Below are 17,461 nucleotides of genomic sequence, written 5' to 3' on the forward strand. Positions count from 1 at the left end.
CTTATCCCTAGCCGCCAACCTTCAGGGTGGTCGTAGAAAGGGCAAAGACTTCCGCTGGTGACAACGCCCGGCGATAAACGGCTAGCCCGGCAATGCGGCCCTGGAAAAAGTTACCCATTTCTCCACTGCGATCCACTGCGCCCACCGTGAAATCCGATCCATTGGGGCCGCCGTCGTGGAGTCCCCCCGCCATGCTGTAGGGGTTCAGTCCCGTGCGCGAGTCGAGCCTCCCATTGAGCCAAGCGTAACCATGGGCGCCATCGTAGCTCATGCCGACCACAGACCATTCAGCACAGGCCACTGGCGTCGCGCCAACCGGACCATCCATACAGTATTTGTAACCTGGCGTTGGCCCACCAACGTTCGATAAATGCCCGGTCACCTGGTGCCGTTCACACCACACGCTAATGTTCAGGAACAGACCATACTGGCGACCGAGATTCGTTTCATTCCACTGTCCGGCGATGAATTCACAGCCTCCATGTTTCGTCGGTTCACGCTTAATCCAAGCCATCACCGTCAATTGGCCATCACGCCCGTGAATATCGAGACCTGGACAATCAGCGCGGGGGCAACTTAACCATCCCCCCTCCACTATTTGAAGCGCCCGGCCGCCAAATGGCGACTCAGTGTCAGCCACCACCGCAATGTTATTCGAACTGGGCGTCAGAACATAGGGTTCCCCCTGCTCGGCAGTATAATCTGATGATTCTTCGGTGAAGCGCCAAAATGCAGCTAATCCTGGAAAATGGTCTGGCTCGCGGTGAATCAAAAAATTGGTTTCGGGCGTTTCCTTCATGATAATGAATTTCCCTGGCGATCAGTTCGCGTAAACGAAAAGAATGGATCGTCTTGCTCTTCCAGCCAGCTTTCCAAAACATTACGGAGTCGATTTTTGATATGCGCAAACTCAGAATTTGCCGCCAGATTTTCGATTTCCGCAACGTCGTTGCACAAGTCGTAGAGTTCCTCTTCGCCGCTCAAGTAGAGGTTGTATTTAAAGTGCTCGTTGAGCACGGTGCGGATCGGGTTCACCCACTGCTGTTTGGAGTAATACTGGGCGAAGATAAATTCCCGTTCCGGCAGCTCGCCCTCCCCCGTCAACAGTGGCAACAGGGAAATTCCATCGACCTCGCCGATGTCCGCGCCCGCAGCCTCAGCCAAAGTCGCCGCCAAGTCGACATTGACCGATAAAAAACGGCTGCGCCGCGCATCGGTTTGGGCCGGAAGTTTTATCATCAGCGGCACGCGCAAGGTGTAATCATACATAAACGGCCCCTTGAAAATGAGCCGCTGCTGAGTGTCCTGATCGCCGTGATCAGAGGTGAATACGATTAAGGTGTCCTCAGCTCTTCCTGACGCCTCAAGCGCATCAAGCACCTGGCCAATCAGCCCATCGACCAGCGCCACTTTTTGCCGATAAAATTCACGGTAGCGCAACCAGGATGATTCAGGTTCGTCCACTATGGTTTTCCCCTGATCCTCACGCATGAATTGTCCTTGGCAAGTCGGCGTGGCGCCCTGATCTTTTGCCCGCCAAGACTCAGGCAATGAGGCAGTCCCGGCTGGCGATTCATGCATCACTTCCGTCACCTGGTAGATATCGTGCGGATCGACAAACGACACGAACAGAGCAAATGGCTCAACTTCCGGCGCGCAGGTAATAAAGTCTACCGCACGGCGGGTCGTGTCCGGATCATTATGCTCATCATCACCAGCAAACGGACCGCAGGCCTCATCCCAGCCAGCCAAAGCAACCGAATTGCGACCGAGGTGCCACTTACCGAAGTAGCCAGTTCGATAACCTGCCGCTTGCAACGCTGGAGCAATCGTGGGTTGATTCAGCGGCGATCCGCCTCTCGCGCCCACATTCCCCATTACACCCGTCTTGGTCGGGTACAAGCCAGTCAGGATGCTCGACCGACTGGGCGAACACTGAGGCGTAGTGCAATAGGCACGCTCGAAAGTGGTGCTTACCGCCGCCAAACGGTCAAGGTTCGGCGTATTGAACGAGGCGTCTTGCGCGCTAAGGGCCTCCCAATGCTGTTGGTCAGTAAAAACAAAGAGGAGATTCGGCTGATGGGGCATCCACCTATCCTCAAATCAATCACATGATTGTCAATGCTTCCGATTTAAGCGATAGCGGAACCAGATGTTTCATTCACCGGACGCACACTCTGCAAATCCATTTCCAAGGCCGCTTTATTCGCGGGATCGGCCACCTCGGCGGCAGCTAATTTAGCTTTCGCTAGGGCCTCTTCGGCTTTGCTGGACTGACCGTCCAGAAAGTAAGCGCGCGCAGCGGACTCCCAAGCATAACCCGCATAAAAAGCGTCCAGGCGATAGCGAGCGACAACTTCTGCGCCTTTCAACGCATAGTCAATCGCCGTAGCGGCGTCCCCCGTCATCGCATAGACGCGGGAGAGCAACCATAAGCCAACTGCGTCATTGCTGGCCTTTCGCCCAGCAGCATACTGCCAATGCCAATACGAGGCCTCCGCCAGACGTATCATCTCGCGATCATCATCTGGAGTACGGGTTGCCAGGTGCATAAGCTCCCAACAACGGTTGAATGTCTCTACCGCAAAATGGCGGTGAGATTTAGTAGTAGTTTGGGGATCCATTATAGTGGGGGGGAATAGTGGACTTCTATGATATGGAGTTTTCATTCAATGGCGCCAGGACACATATCCGTCAAGTTTACCTACTTCCAGAGAGGATATTATTCCACGTAAATATATTGGGTTCTGCGGTTTACACCGTTTGATCAGAGGAGATGAGCCCGTGGCTGGTTTTCTCGAAAATGTTCCTCAATTCACCGAAACGTCACAAATTTGAGAAAGAATTTATCTGGCCAGCCCTATCCCCCGCTCTTTTATGTTACACCAACATCTACAACGAAACTGCTATGATCAAAACAAGCCTCCTCTTGACTCTGGCCCTCTCGCTTACACCGTTCGCCTTATTTGCGAATGACGACGCCCAGTCCGAAGGCCGCAAGCTCATGGATCAATATGTCGCAACGCAAACCGTCGACTCCGAGCTCGCGTTTATCGAACTGAAAACCTTTGAAACCGAAACACCCACCGATGAGATCATCAAAAAGCGCTTCATCGCGGTGACGGAAAAAACAGGCAACGGAACCTACGATTACCTGATTCGCATGGTTCGCCCATTGGACGTCGAAGGCGTCAGCGTACTCACCAATGTCGATGGAGCTGTTGTCGAGCAATACCTCTTTCTCCCCGCCCAAGGCAAACCGCTTAAACTGAGCTCTGCGGGCTCGGGAAATTTCCTGGGCTCAGATTTTGCCTACGAAGACCTCATTCGCGAGACGCCAGGCAATTACGAATACACCCGCCTACCCGACGGCGTGGCCCAAGGTGAAATCTGCGCAGTCGTGCAGGCCATTCCTACTGATGCGGGCGCTAGCCAATACGCCTACCGCAAACTCTACCTGGACCCTGATACATTTGAAGTCCGCCGCATCGAGTTCTTCAATGAGCTCGATGGCGAAGCAGTCAAAGAGCTTCAGGCCTATGAGTACCGATCGCCGGACATAGAGGGCTCGACGGTCCGCCCGCGCTTTGCCGTCATGACAAATCTGGAAACTGGCACGATATCTGTGTTCAAGGTGCTGAAAAGCCGCCTAAATCTCGACGTGGACAGTAAGCTGTTCGAGGCCGACCAATTGGCTTCCGTCAGCGAAGCCGACGTCAATGGGCTCCTGGTCGAAATTGACGAGATGGGACAATAAAGGCGTCCCGAATAGGGCCCATCCCTCTCCCCCTTTGAACTTGCCTCGGAATGCGTAGTTTAATAGGGTGAATCGTTCCTGCACTTAAGCCTCTTCGTCGGGCTGCTTTAGGAACCACTCCTATTACTACAATTTCCTGTGAAAAAACAGTTCTTTCACCTGTACGCCATCCTCGGCGTAACCGCGTTGCCTGCCACCGTCATCGAAAATGTCTGGGATGGGCCAAGCCTCGGCGGTCAGTGGTCCAATGCCATCAATTGGAGCCAAGACGTTGTGCCCAACAACAACGCCATAGACCAGTACGAAGTCCAAATCCCAACGGGTAACGACGTCCTCTACGAAACCACCGCCACCGTAAACAGCCTCGCCGTAGCGAGTGACAGCAGCGTGCAGATTCAAAATGCCCGCACACTGACGATTGCCGCTGACGGCATTACCGGCCCAGGCACAGTCATCTTAAACAGCACAGGCAACCTGACACAGCTTTATGCCAGCGGCTCCACCCCCATGGTGCTATCCGGTGGCGGAAAGATTGAGCTGCTAGGGACCAGCAGCTCAAATCGCATAAGCGCCGCCTCTACTTCCGGTTGGTTCAATACGGACTACACCATCAGCGGAGCAGGCACATTAATCGCCAACTCAGGATCGTTCGTAAACCAAGCCTCGATCATTGCCAACAATAGCGCGAATAACCTCATCATCGACCCCTCAAACCTGGGCATGGTGAATACGGGCAACATGAGCGCCGCCAATGGCGCAACTCTGCAAATACAGAATGGTTCGGTCGACAACACCAACGGACTGATTTTCACCGATGCCACATCCACCGTCTTCCTGACCGGGGCTACTGTTTTCAATGGCCAATTCAACCAAGGCGACTCCGGCACGCTAGCGCTTTCGACCAGCACATTGAATGGCGTCACGGTCAACAATTCCAATACAGGCAATATCGACGTGTCTGCCACTTCCACAATCGATGGCGGCGTCCTCAACAACCCTCTCGGCGGCGCCATTAACATCGACCAAGGCGATAGCCTGCGCATTTCGAACAGCACAACCATCAACAATGCCGGGGCAATCAATCTCAATTCCGATACGATCACCGCAAATCTCATAGCCACTGGAACCGCACCGGTTACCTTAGCTGGCGGTGGAACCATTAATCTGAGCGACAGCTCCACTAACCGCATTTACGCGGAAAGCAACGCCACTGGTTGGGTCAACGAGGATCACCTGATTCGCGGCTCGGGCACAATCGTCAATAACACAGGCAGTTTTGACAACCGGGGCATTGTTCAGGCTGACCAAGCGACTCCCCTCATCATCGATCCGACCACCGGCATAGATGTCTTAAACTCTGGTATTTTCCGTGCAACTTCAGGCGGAACATTGCGTCTGCAAAATGGCGGCGTCAACAACCAGGATGGTCAGATCTTCATCGGTGACAGTTCCAGCTTCATCACCTCCTCGGCTTCAGTCAGCAACGAGCAGATCATCCTGAATAACCTCAGTAAGTGGCAGAGCCTCGGCACAACGAACATCATCGACGTCGACACCGACTTATCCTCAAGCAGCCAAGTTGACATTCAAGGAACCACCACTTTTCGCGGCGGCAGCCTAACCAACCCAGCAGGCGGCGTCATGAACGTCGATAATACGCATTACCTGGTTTTCGGTGAAGGCATCGCTCTGGAGAATGCTGGCGACATCAACCTGAACAGCTCTGGCTCCAGCACTTACTTAAGTGCAACGGGCTCGACGCCCGTAGTCCTGAGCGGGGGGGGAGTCATCAACCTGAGTGACAATACGGCTAATTACATCACTGCCGACTCTCAAAGCGGTGGCTGGATCAATGTAGACAACACCATCCACGGCTCCGGCACAATCGTCCTAAACGTTGGCAGCTTCGATAACCGTAGTGCGATTATTGCTGATCAGTCGACCCCGCTCCGTATTGATCCATCGAGTAGCCACACCTTCCTAAATTCCGGCACGCTTCAAGCCACGAATGGCGGCGTCTTAGAGCTATATCCTGGCGTAATTGACAGCACTGGCGGCCAGATCAATATCGACGCGGGCTCTTTCCTGACTACGAACGGCGTGACGGTTTCCAACGGTCAGTTATCACTCGGAAATGGCGCCACATGGGACAGCTTGGGCACGACGACGTTCAGCAACGTGGCGACTACGCTCAACAGCGCCAGCGTCGCCAATATTGAAGGCACGACCATAATACTCGGCGGCAGCCTGATCAATCCACTCGGGGGCGTCATCAACGTGAACAACGCCGACTACCTGGCATTCGGCAATGGCGTCACCCTCGACAATGCCGGCGCCATCAATCTGAACGCAATAAACTCCACGGCGTTCCTCGTCGCCACTGGCACAACGCCGGTCACGCTTAGCGGCAGTGGAACAATCAACATGAGCGACAGCTCATTCAACCTCATGTATGCGGACAGCCAAAACGGGGGCTGGATCAACGAAGACAATACCATCCGCGGCTCGGGAACCATTGTGAACGGCATTGGCAGCTTCGATAACCGTGGCGTTATCATCGCCGACCAACCCACCCTGCTCGCCATCGATCCTTCAAGCAGCCACACCGTCCTGAATTCTGGCACACTGCAAGCCACGAACGGAGCTACGCTACAATTACGCGCGGGCGCAATCGACAACGAGAATGGCCAGATCATCATCGATCAGAATTCATTTCTCAGCACGACCGGAGCGACCGTTTCCAATGGCCAGCTTACGCTCAATGATAACGCCGTCTGGAACAGCACCGGGACAACGACATTTAACGACATCAACATCTCCCTCTCCTCCACCAGCACCATCGAGGTGGAAGGCACCACTTATATACTCGGCGGCAGCCTAGCCAATCCTCTGGGCGGTATAATCAACATTGGCAACGCCGATTACCTGGCCTTCGGCAATGGCGGAGTTTATAGCAACGCTGGCAGCATTAACCTGAACGGCACGACATCCACCACCTACCTCGTAGCCACCGGCTCGATTCCGGCAACATTAAGCGGAGGCGGCACAATCAATTTGAGCGACAATACCGTCAACTTGATCTATTCCGACAACCAAAGTGCCGGCTGGATTAACCAAGACAACGTCATCCGTGGCTCGGGCAGCATCGTCAATGGCATTGGCAGTTTCGATAACCGCGGTTTGATCCTTGCCGACCAATCCACCCCGCTCATCATCGACCCCTCAACCAGCTACACGTTCATCAACTCTGGCATCCTGCGCTCAACGGCAGGCGCGATATTGGAACTTCGGGGAGGCGGTTATAACAACGCTGATGGCCAAATCGTAATCGACAACGACTCCTCCCTGAGAACAAACGCTGCAGCCATCGCCAATGGAAGCATATCCCTCGGCGACAACTCGCATTGGGAAAGCTACGGCATCAGCTCCTTCACCGAAGTCATCACTACGCTGACGGCAACCTCCGTATTAGACATCACTGGGACGACTACATTCTTTGGCGGTAGCTTAACCAACCCAGCGGGCGGTGTGATCAACGTGGAGAACGGCGACTCACTTTATCTGGGCGGCGATATCAACTTCGTTAACAGCGGCAGCCTGAATATCAACGCGACATCCACCACCACCGCCTTACGCGCCACTGGAACCACCCCCATCAGCATTACCGGAGGCGGCGTAATCAACCTAAGCGACAACGCCAACAATTACCTAACATCCGACTCAAATAACACGGGCTGGATCAATGTAGATAACACCATTCGTGGCTCGGGCTTTCTCATCAATAACCTGGGCTCGTTTGAAAATCAGGCGCTCATCCTTGCGGACCAATCCAACTCATTGATTGTCGATCCCTCGACCAGCGTCGCGATGGTGAATACGGGCGTCATGCGCGCTACCAACGGTGGGACCCTCTTCTTGCGCAACGGCGAGATCAACAATGCCAGCGGACTCATTCATGTGGACAATAATTCCAAGTTGATGCTTTCCGGGCTCACCCTCAACAACGGGCAAGTCGATGCGGGAACCAGTGCGGAAATCGAGCTCGCGACCTCCTCACTCAACAACGTATCCCTGCAGAATTCCACTACGGGCACAATCACGGTTACCAGTGGCACGGTCGACGTCAACGGCGGTAACTTCAACAACCCCGCAGGCGGCGTCATTAACGTCAACAACGGCACTTTACTACAATTTGATGAAGGCGTGACGCTCAACAACGCAGGAGATATTAATTTGAACGCCACCGGCGTCGGAACTTACCTGAGAGGCTCGGGCGCTTCCGCCACAACGTTACAAGGTGGCGGTGTGATCAATCTGGGCGACCACTCCAGCAACATCATGTCGAGCACCAACGTGAACGGCGGCTGGATCAATCTCGACAACACGATCCGCGGTTCCGGCACGATCATTGGCAACATCGGCTCTTTTGATAACCGAGGCCTCATCCTCGCCGATCAGTCCACTCCACTCATCATCGATCCGGCAACGAGCATACCCATGCTGAACACTGGCATCCTCCGTGCAACAAACGGAGCAACCCTGCGCATCACCAGCGGCGATGTCGACAACACCGACGGTCTCATCGACATCGAGGCCGGCTCAGTCTTCACCATGACCAGCGCCAGCGTTAGTGGCGGGGAAGTCCAGTTGGCTGACGGAACCACCTTTAATCTGTCCTCGTCCACTCTCGCCAACAGCAATTTCACCAACAGCGCCAGCAGCAATGTCATCGCTACAGGGTCCAGCAGTATGGGCGGTTTGCTGCACAACGTCAGCAACGCCGCAATCACCATCACCAATGGCGCATTTTTCGATGTGATTGGCGGCACGACACTCACCAATGACGGCGTGATCCAACTCGATGGAACCACTAGCTCAACTTATTTTAGACCCAGCAATGGCTCTATCACCCTCACTGGCAGCGGACTCCTGCAATCGCTCAATGACACCAGCAATCGGATTCAGGGCGCAATAAACACCGACGAACTCATTCAGGAAACGGAACATACGATTAAGATGACAGGTTTCCTGGGCGCCAATCTCCTGGTGTTGCGCAATCGAGGCCTCATTGAAAATCAGGCAAGCGGCTCCCTCACCATCGACACGACCAACGGCTTGGACTCCTTTAACTCCGGAATTATCCGCGCCACCGACGGCGGTTCGGTCACCCTCTCCGGCAGCCAACTCGTGAACCAAGAAATCATTGCTCCCGGTCAATTAATAGCGGGCGCATCGTCGACGTTTCAGATCAGCAACAGCGCCGTCTCCCATGGCGCTCTCACCGCGCAGAATGCCGGGACCATCGTGTTGATCAACGCGACGCTGGACGATGTCGATGTCACCATTGAAAACGGTGGACTGATGCAAGTGTCCAGCTTTCAGTCGTCGATCAGCAATGGAGATTTATTGATCAACCCGACTGGTCAAGTAACGCTGCTCAACAGCGGCTACTTGAACCTTAGCGAAGGCGCAACCGTGAACAACCAGGGTAAGATTCTCATCGACGGCACAACCTCCACTACCCGCCTGCAAGTCGATGCGGCCAACATTTCTCTGACGGGCGGTGGCGAACTGGAAATCACCAACGATCCGCAAAACGGCATTTCTTCAACTACAAATGGTAACCGCCTAACCAACGTGGACAACCACATACACGGTGGAGGCGTCATCAATGACAACCGTTTGCTGCTCACGAACCGATCACTCATCGAAGCCACTGGGAACTTGAGCATGAACCTCTCCGAAGCGGGAGACAACATCAACACTGGAGTATTCCTCGCTCCTACCGGCGGCGTTTTTGACATAATCAGCACCCTCATTAAGCAGGACGACTCCAGCGGTCCAATCGGCGTTCTGGAAGTCAGTGGCGGCACGTTCAATTTGAACAACGTCAGCATTTTCGATGGCTCGTTTCTGGATACTGGAGGCGGCTCCTTTCAGATACTTGGCTCGACCGGGAGCGCAACGAATGTCAGCTCCAATGCAAAACTGTTTATCAATAATGGGGTGACTTTCGCCCTGCTCGATTCCTATACGAACCAGAGCGATATCCAACTGGTGGGCACGACCTCAACGACCACCCTGCTCGCTGGCGGAAGCGGCGGCAGCCTGTTGCTCGATGGCGGCGGCAACATTATTTTAGACGACGACCCGCAAAACCGCATCATTGCCGCCAACACTGGAGACACCCTCGTAAACGTGGACAACGTCATCTCCGGCGCTGGCTCAATCGGCTCCAGCACACTCGGCTTTCACAACATGGCCAGTGGCGTCTTTGAGGCCAATGGCGTCAACTGGTTCGAGATCAACGCACACGATACTGCGGGCTTCCTCAACGAAGGGCTAGTCACTGCAAATGGCGGTCACCTCCGCATCAACGACACCCCATTCACCAATACGAGCGGACTGGTGCTCGCGGAAAACTCTGGCGTGATTCTGCTCGATGGCGGCACGGTTTTATCCGGCGGAAACGTCGCCATAACCGACAACAGCACCTTGCAAATGGCGGGCGCTTCCATTCTCTCAGGCGACCTAAATATCGACGCCACCAGCCAGCTCAACGTTACGTCCAGCTCCAACCGTCTCAGCGGTAGTATCCACAACAACAACCTGATCACGCTTGAAAATGGCACAACGCTCATCCTCGACGACTTGGGCGTTTACCAGAACTTTGGCACACTCCAAATCAACGGCACAACGGCCACGACCTCACTCTCGATTGAAAACACCGTGACACTGGATGGCGGCGGCGAAGTATTGCTAAATGGCGATCCTCAATCCCGCATTCTCGGCACGTCCACCACTTCGCAGTTGATCAATTTAAACAACACGATTCGCGGTGGCGGGATCTTTGGGGCCAACACTCTAAACATTGATAACCGCGCATTGATCGTTGCCGACAACCTCAACACTGCACTGACCATCGATCCAGGCTCGGGCACGATTCTCAACTCCGGACAGCTCCGCGCGGAAAACGGCGGCACGTTGAGCCTTGGCGGCGTCATTGACCAAAGCGCGGGCGGCGACATTCATGCCGACACTGGCTCAATTGTGGAATTCCGCGAAACCAGCAGCGTTCAAGCCGGCACAATCAGCGGCGCAGGCGCCACCTACGTCAACGCGACCACAACCTTTACCGATGTCGCCAACACCTCCGACATCCACATCTCCAATGGCACGTCGCTCACGCTTAACGATACTTTCGACAACGCTGGCAATGTATTCGTCAACGGAACCACCGGCGCAACTCAGCTTCGTATAGACGAGGAAGTCACGCTCTTCGGCGGGGGCAACGTCATCCTCAACGGCGATCCTCAATCCCGTCTATCCGGCCTGAACTCCACGACGGCACACCTCATCAACGAAGACAACGTGATCAGCGGAGGCGGCAACTTCGGCGTCAACAGCGTGCGCATTACCAACCGAGGTCAGATCTTGATCAACAGCGGCGGCGCCAGCACAATGGACTGGTCCACCAGCGGCGCCAGCCTCAACCCGGGTTCCATAGATGTCGCCGATAACAACACATTGGCGATCAACAACTCCACGATCATTAATCAGGAGGACGCGACCGTGGGCCATATCTCGGTGGGCGACAACGCTCTGATCACCACCACGACCACCACACTGCAAAATGGCGTGCTCTTTGCGGCGGACAATGACTTCGATCCTTTGACCAATGGAAAGTTCGTCGCCCAGGGAACCACCACACTGCGTGACCTGACGGTCAACGCGCTATACGAGGTGTCTAATGGCGCATCCTTAATTCTCGAAGGCGTCATCGAGAACCAACAGGAGCTCAGCATTCTGGGCAACACCGCCACCACCACCCTTTTTGTCGGCAGTGGCGGCGCGACCCTCACTGGAGGCGGTGTAATTTCGCTGCGCGATGATCCGCAATCACGTATTTCTGCATCGCAGTTGGGCAATCTTCTGGTCAACAGCGACAACATAATTCAGGGCGGTGGACAGATCGGCGCTGGCTTTACGCGTATTCAAAACACAGGCACAATCCAAGCCACTGGCGACACGCCCTTGAACATCAACACCTCGGACAGTACTTTCGTCAACCAGGGCGCGTTAGTCGCCAGCGGCGTCGGCGGTCTCACCTTTTCCGAAAGCGTGGAAAATTCCGGCGGCAGTCTGAACATTCAAAGCCTCAGCAGCGCTTCGGTAACCGGTAATTTCACACAGTCCAACAACGCTTTGGCCTTAATCGATGGCGTGCTCACAGTGAGTGGCGAATTTTTCAACAACAGCGGCGCCCTCGGCGGTAGCGGACAGATCGTTGGCGACGTCACCAGTGATAGTTTCATCTCTCCTGGCAATATCGCGACCGGTCAATTGGACATTACTGGCAACCTGACCCTTTCCAGTAATTCAGCAGTCTACATGGAGATCGGCGGAGTTGTCGCCGGCACTCAACACGACGTGCTCCACGTGACCGGCTCCGCCATACTGGGCGGGGTCATTTCGTTTGAGATCATCAGCGGTTATATCCCCAGTGGAAGCGACAGCATCATCCTACTCAGCAGCAGTTTCCTGACGGGTAATTTCACTGACCTCAATGGCTCGGTCATCCGCAGCCTCGGTGGCGGTTGGGACGCTACGCTCAACTATGGAGCAGACAGCTCCTTCAATCCCAATCAAGTGACGCTCAGCAATTTCACACCGGTGCCAGAACCCGAAACCTATGCGCTCATGGCGCTGGGTGGCGGGCTAATAGCTTGGTGGTGGCGTCGGCGTCGCAAGGCGGCTTAGCGGACGCATCGCGACCGACAAAGATTAAACTACCAAATCGAGTTTTAGCGCACTTTTCACCTAACTTGGCGAAATCGGACCACAATGATTTTTCGTGTCCAGCGAGTTCGGTCAGTATGCACCTCGTAAGAAATCCTTCGCGCCTTTGCGTCTTCGCGTGAGATCATTACATAGGAGTGGTTCACGCGAAGGCGCAAAGCCACTCCACCAAAGAAGGCATTCATATCACACTGATGAATTACCATCAGCCTGAAACCCACCGACCAACGATCCCACTCAACAACCATGCAACCGAAACAGTCGAGATCGCTGCCCCTGCATTCCGCGCCTTGCGGCGCTCATTGACGGTCAGCGACTCTCTTAGCGGCGGCTTGAGCGTGGCGGGCTGGAAGCCTGTGAGCGAAAAACCAACGCCACTGGTGCGGAAAAGCACTCTAGCTTTTAGCACTCAAGAGCGCCTCACGCGCTTCAAGTCGCAGTTGCCACTTTCGCAGACTCTCTTCGCGTTGGGCCAACTCATTTTCGGCCTCATAGTGTGACTGAGCGATTTCAGAAAGCTTGTTTTCGCTTTCCTCAATATAGGACTCGCGGGTGCGTAGTTCCACCTCGCGGTTATCCAATTCCTTCTCACGCTCACGGATAATTTTCCAGGCTTCGTCCAGATCACGCGCCTCCATGGCTCGAGTGCGCTCATGCTCCTCAGCCTCCCGCTGCTCGCGGTGTATTTTTTCCATATGGCGCGCAGTCTCGGCGGCAACACCCTCACGCGCGATTTGTTCCAGCACGAGGCACTTGACGTATCCAATCGGGCGGAGGCCATCGAGGACCAAGTCCATAACGTCGTCTAACGTCTCATAATCAAGGCTCGGACCAACGGAGAGAATCGCCTTCTCACCGATCTTTTTTTTGCCAAAAACAACCAGGTAGTGCACCGCAGTATTTCCCCACAGGTCACGAATGCCTTCATGGTGCTCGGGCTTTGATTCACTCAACAGTTCGTAAAGTGAAAACTCACGAAATGTCTCTTTCCTACCTAACATATCACTTAATTTATTTATCAAAGTCAGTTCCGTTATTTACCCCACAAAAGGTTGGGCCTTCGACCCTTAAAGTCGAATCCAATTGCACGGAGAACCCTATATTTAACGCTTTCGGCACACTAAATGTCTTTACCGAAACAAACAGGTGACAGCCACGTAAACCAAGCGCAACTCGCATCAATACTGGGGCAATCGGCATTCCTATGCTACAGAAATACCCGTAGTTAAATCAAATACAATTGAGTCGGAACGGTTACGAATGTCAAAGTTCAGTGAACCGCTCGATTTGGATTGGACTCTTAAAGCGCAGCTCGGTTTCGGTAGGTCGAATCTATGGATAAAATATCGGTCAACGAAAGCCAGTTGCTGCGCAAGCTCCGGAGTAAGTCCGGCATGCGCAGCATGGTCGAGCTGCGAACAGACGGAGTGGTGGCGGCCACACGCGGCGCGCCTGATGGCGACTTGGCCTCGGCTACAACGGATTTCATTCGCATCGGCCAAATGCTGGGGCAAAGCCTCGGACTGGAGGCCATGCAAGAAATGCGGGTCATTCAGCCGCACGAGACGGTTACCTTTGCAGAGTGCAAAGAACGCCGCGTTGGCGTGGTGCATCATGACACGCTGGAACGCCTTCTGGACACCAACCATGGAGCTTAATTTCATTAGGGATATTCTGGGGAAGACAAAGGGCGTCGAGGGATATGTGGTCATGGACGTCAAAGGGGTGGTCATGTCCCAGGATTTGGGCAGCTACGCCAACCGCATTAAACGAACCGAATTCGCCACTTGGATCCTAAACTGTTTCTACGCAATTGATAGCTATTACCCACAAAGTTTCTGCGTGCTGCTTCGTTACGCGTCGGGCTGCCTGTATCTCACACGGACCGACAACCGCCTGATCACCGTTATGTGCCGTCAAGGCGCAGACCTCATTTCAATCGAAAACGCTTTCAGCAAACATCGACATTCCATGGCTAAATCAAACACTTCCGGCGACGCCCAGGGTAAACCGAAAAAAGGGGAAACCGTATTTCTCAAAATCAGCGAGACGGGTGAAAGCGCCACCAAGAGCCCGATTCCTCAGAAAAAATCCGGCCTGCCAATGGGCGCAATCATCGCTGTAATCGCAGCCGTCGTTATCATTGGCGGCGTGGTTGCCATGACCATGGGAGGCTCCAAGGACGAGCCTACTCCAGTTGCCGCAGCGCCAGCCGCTCCAGCGAAAGCGCAGCCCGCCCCTCCCCCTGTATCACAGGCAAAACCGAAGGCAGCAGCGGCGCCCGATGTCACTCAGCCAACCGCAGAAATTGCCCGCGAGCGCGCACAGGCATTGTCCAAGATTGCCGCCCAGCAAAATGCTGAGGAACTAGACGCGATGGACATGGCCCGCGCCGTGGCCAACCAGCAATCCGCCCTGCAGGCCTTTGGCGCCAGCGATTATAAAAAGTCAGCTGAACTCTGGAACGAATCGGCGAACTATTATGGGAGGGCAGCCGTTTCTTCGAGCAAAACCAACTTCAATCAAGCCATCGACAAGGCGGGATTAAGCGACATTCGCAACTACCCCACCCAGTTGTGGATCAACATCGAAAACGCGATTAAAGACGCGGATAAGCAGGCTGACCAAGGCAACTACACCCAAGCGGTTCAACAAGTGGCCACTCAAATGAGCAAGCTGCCGCAGATTAAAACCGAATTGTTGAACAAACTGAATGAGCTGGCTTCTAAAGCAGCGGCATCCAACAACGTCCCAGCCGCCCTGGATTACTACCAGAAGGTCACTCAGCTGGACCCAGCCAATACAACCGCCAAGAGCTACCTTTACCAGAACCGCTATAAGCCGGGACAAGCGAAAACAAACTCTGTCGGCATGAAGTTCAGCTATATCCCCCCCGGCCAATACACTCGTGGTTCTCCGGAAACAGAAGCGTTCCGTGATATCGATGAAACGCAGGCCGAAGTCACGATTACCAAGGGATTTTTCATCGCCGCGACTGAAGTGACCCAAGCTCAGTGGGACGCCGTAATGGGCAATCGCGTCAAGATCAACAGCAGCGAAGCTGAGTTCATCGGCCACACGCTGCCAATGCACAGCATTACTTGGGAGCAAGCAGTAGAGTTCTGCCAGCGCCTGAGCGATATGGAGGGCGAGGTTTACCGTCTGCCCACTGAAGCCGAGTGGGAATACGCCGCGCGCGCTGGCTCCAAGAGTCCATACAACAATGGGACAAACCGCCTGACGAGCCGCGACGCCAATATTTACGACCCGACCGGTGAAGGACTCGACGCCATTGCCGCCGTAGCCTCCGTCGGCGAGCCCAACCAATGGGCCCTCTACGACATGCATGGCAACGTATCGGAGTGGACCGCCGATTGGAGCGCGCCATATCCTGATGGCGCACAGACCGACCCGACAGGCCCCTCTGAAACAGAAGGCCGTGTCGACTTGGCCATGAAAATTGTCCGCGGCGGTTCGTTTATGGACGATCCATATCTCGCCCGCAGTGCAAACCGCAGCGAAGCATCACCCGTCGTCGCCAACGAGTACATTGGCTTCCGCCCGGTCCTCGTCGTCAGCAATTTGTAATCAGCAACACACCCGAAACGTCATGAAAAACATTCCGATCACACGCATCGTTCAGACAGCCATGCTGAGCGCTATCGGCAGCCTCTTCATTGCTGGCTGCAGCGAAAGCACCTCCAGCAATAAGAGCTCATCCAAACCAGCTACTGCGGCGCCCATGCAGACTGAGCCAAGCAACTCCTATAGCGAACCTGCCAAATCGCAGTCTTACTTTGATGAGCCTGTCTCCAGTTCCAGCATGGCAACCACGCCAACAGCCGTCACGCCGGTCTATCCCTCGCTACCGCATTATGCGCCAGCGCAAGTTGTCCGCGGTCGCCTGCGCTCGATTGGCTCCGACACCATGGATGGCATTGTCGCCGACTGGGAGGCCGACTTCCACAATTACCACGAAGGCATCCGCGTGATCCACGAAGGTAAGGGTTCGTCCACTGCGATTCCTGCCCTCGTCGAGGGTCGCTCGGATTTCGGCCCCATGAGCCGCGCCGTAAAGCCTGCGGAAAAGGAAAAGTTTGAGCAGAAGTTTGGCTATGCCCCGACCTCCATGCCAGTCGCCATTGACGCGCTTGCTGTTTACGTCCACCCGGACAATCCAATCAAGGACCGCGGCCTGTCGATGTCCGAGCTGGATGCGATCTTCTCCTCTACCCGCCGACGTGGCCATGGTCAGGATATTAAGACCTGGGGCGACCTCGGCCTGACGGGCGCCTGGGCAAACAAGCCAATCAATGTCTACAGCCGCAATAGCGCCTCCGGCACCTACGGCTTCTTCAAGGATGAAGTCCTCAACAAGGGCGACTACAAGAGCACCAACCGCGAACTGCCGGGTTCCGAAGACGTGGTGCGCTCCGTGGAAAATGATCGTTATGGCATTGGCTACAGCGGCTTTGGCTACAAGACGCCAGGCGTCGCCGTTGCCCCGTTGGCTGATAAGGGCAGCCCTATTGCCGCCAACGAAACCAATGCTGTCAACGGAACCTATCCGCTCGCACGCAATCTTTTCCTTACCTTCAACAATCGCCCGGGCTCAGAGCCCAATGCACTCCACGCAGAGTTCATTCGCTATGTCTTCAGCGAGCAGGGCCAGAAAAAGGTGAGTGACAATGGATACTTTCCCGTCAGCGCAGATACTGCCCAAAAGCAGCTGGCGTCACTTGGCCTCTAACTGAGGCCGTTTTAGCCAGAAAGTCAGTCCTAGAGTAGTCCCGGCCATTGTGCCGGGACTGCTTGTTTCCAGACACTCCCTAGTGTTCCGTTAGCTTAGTTCTTGGCAAAACCATACTATGCATCATTCTACGTTCATGGCACGACCAGGCCGCC

10 protein-coding genes are annotated in these 17,461 nt (G+C 54.7%); 5 read left to right on the top strand and 5 right to left on the bottom strand.

Annotation, left to right across the window (positions count from 1 at the left end):
• Positions 1-7 precede the first annotated feature (7 nt).
• Genes RBB63_RS22455 through RBB63_RS22465 form a run of 3 tightly spaced genes read right to left on the bottom strand, consistent with a single transcriptional unit; the run spans position 8 to position 2,552 of the window.
• The gene (locus RBB63_RS22455) at positions 8-799 is read right to left on the bottom strand and encodes a LamG-like jellyroll fold domain-containing protein (RefSeq protein WP_309387592.1); all 792 of its coding nucleotides are present in this window, start codon (positions 797-799) and stop codon (positions 8-10) included.
• Complete coding sequence (locus RBB63_RS22460; RefSeq protein WP_309387593.1) at positions 796-2,088, bottom strand: sulfatase family protein; 1,293 nt, start codon at positions 2,086-2,088, stop codon at positions 796-798. The genes RBB63_RS22455 and RBB63_RS22460 overlap by 4 nt, the downstream gene beginning before the upstream one ends.
• A gap of 44 nt (positions 2,089-2,132) precedes the next feature.
• Positions 2,133-2,552 (bottom strand): hypothetical protein, encoded by a 420-nt coding sequence (locus tag RBB63_RS22465; protein WP_309387595.1) that lies wholly within the window; start codon positions 2,550-2,552, stop codon positions 2,133-2,135.
• Positions 2,553-2,908: 356 nt separating this feature from the next.
• Between RBB63_RS22465 and RBB63_RS22470 the strand changes: the two genes are divergently transcribed.
• Both RBB63_RS22470 and RBB63_RS22475 read left to right on the top strand, forming a co-directional pair.
• The gene (locus RBB63_RS22470; protein ID WP_309387596.1) at positions 2,909-3,757 is read left to right on the top strand and encodes an outer membrane lipoprotein-sorting protein; all 849 of its coding nucleotides are present in this window, start codon (positions 2,909-2,911) and stop codon (positions 3,755-3,757) included.
• 138 nt (positions 3,758-3,895) lie between these two features.
• The gene (locus RBB63_RS22475; RefSeq protein ID WP_309387598.1) at positions 3,896-12,517 is read left to right on the top strand and encodes a PEP-CTERM sorting domain-containing protein; all 8,622 of its coding nucleotides are present in this window, start codon (positions 3,896-3,898) and stop codon (positions 12,515-12,517) included.
• A 244-nt stretch (positions 12,518-12,761) separates the two neighbouring features.
• Here RBB63_RS22475 and RBB63_RS22480 read toward each other — a convergent pair whose 3' ends face one another.
• Positions 12,762-12,965 carry a hypothetical protein gene (locus RBB63_RS22480; protein ID WP_309387599.1) on the bottom strand — a complete coding sequence of 68 codons (204 nt, stop codon included), beginning with the start codon at positions 12,963-12,965 and terminating at the stop codon, positions 12,762-12,764.
• The gene (locus RBB63_RS22485; protein ID WP_309387601.1) at positions 12,952-13,557 is read right to left on the bottom strand and encodes a hypothetical protein; all 606 of its coding nucleotides are present in this window, start codon (positions 13,555-13,557) and stop codon (positions 12,952-12,954) included. The genes RBB63_RS22480 and RBB63_RS22485 overlap by 14 nt, the downstream gene beginning before the upstream one ends.
• Positions 13,558-13,890: 333 nt before the next feature.
• Between RBB63_RS22485 and RBB63_RS22490 the strand changes: the two genes are divergently transcribed.
• From RBB63_RS22490 to RBB63_RS22500, 3 genes are all read left to right on the top strand, one after another.
• Positions 13,891-14,214 carry a hypothetical protein gene (locus RBB63_RS22490; protein ID WP_309387603.1) on the top strand — a complete coding sequence of 108 codons (324 nt, stop codon included), beginning with the start codon at positions 13,891-13,893 and terminating at the stop codon, positions 14,212-14,214.
• Complete coding sequence (locus tag RBB63_RS22495) at positions 14,204-16,144, top strand: formylglycine-generating enzyme family protein (protein ID WP_309387605.1); 1,941 nt, start codon at positions 14,204-14,206, stop codon at positions 16,142-16,144. The genes RBB63_RS22490 and RBB63_RS22495 overlap by 11 nt, the downstream gene beginning before the upstream one ends.
• Before the next feature lie 235 nt (positions 16,145-16,379).
• Entirely contained in the window at positions 16,380-17,306 is a 927-nt protein-coding gene (locus tag RBB63_RS22500) for a PstS family phosphate ABC transporter substrate-binding protein (RefSeq protein WP_425503940.1), read from the top strand.
• Positions 17,307-17,461: the final 155 nt, after the last annotated feature.

Source organism: Cerasicoccus frondis (assembly GCA_031296915.1).
GTDB lineage: Bacteria > Verrucomicrobiota > Verrucomicrobiia > Opitutales > Cerasicoccaceae > Cerasicoccus > Cerasicoccus frondis.

Bases quoted from the DNA above. Each gene is read 5' to 3' on its own strand.
- RBB63_RS22455 (WP_309387592.1), bottom strand. From the start codon at position 799: ATGAAGGAAACGCCCGAAACCAATTTTTTGATTCACCGCGAGCCAGAC.
- RBB63_RS22460 (WP_309387593.1), bottom strand. From the start codon at position 2,088: ATGCCCCATCAGCCGAATCTCCTCTTTGTTTTTACTGACCAACAGCAT.
- RBB63_RS22465 (WP_309387595.1), bottom strand. From the start codon at position 2,552: ATGCACCTGGCAACCCGTACTCCAGATGATGATCGCGAGATGATACGT.
- RBB63_RS22470 (WP_309387596.1), top strand. From the start codon at position 2,909: ATGATCAAAACAAGCCTCCTCTTGACTCTGGCCCTCTCGCTTACACCG.
- RBB63_RS22485 (WP_309387601.1), bottom strand. From the start codon at position 13,557: ATGTTAGGTAGGAAAGAGACATTTCGTGAGTTTTCACTTTACGAACTG.
- RBB63_RS22490 (WP_309387603.1), top strand. From the start codon at position 13,891: ATGGATAAAATATCGGTCAACGAAAGCCAGTTGCTGCGCAAGCTCCGG.
- RBB63_RS22495 (WP_309387605.1), top strand. From the start codon at position 14,204: ATGGAGCTTAATTTCATTAGGGATATTCTGGGGAAGACAAAGGGCGTC.
- RBB63_RS22500 (WP_425503940.1), top strand. From the start codon at position 16,380: ATGGCAACCACGCCAACAGCCGTCACGCCGGTCTATCCCTCGCTACCG.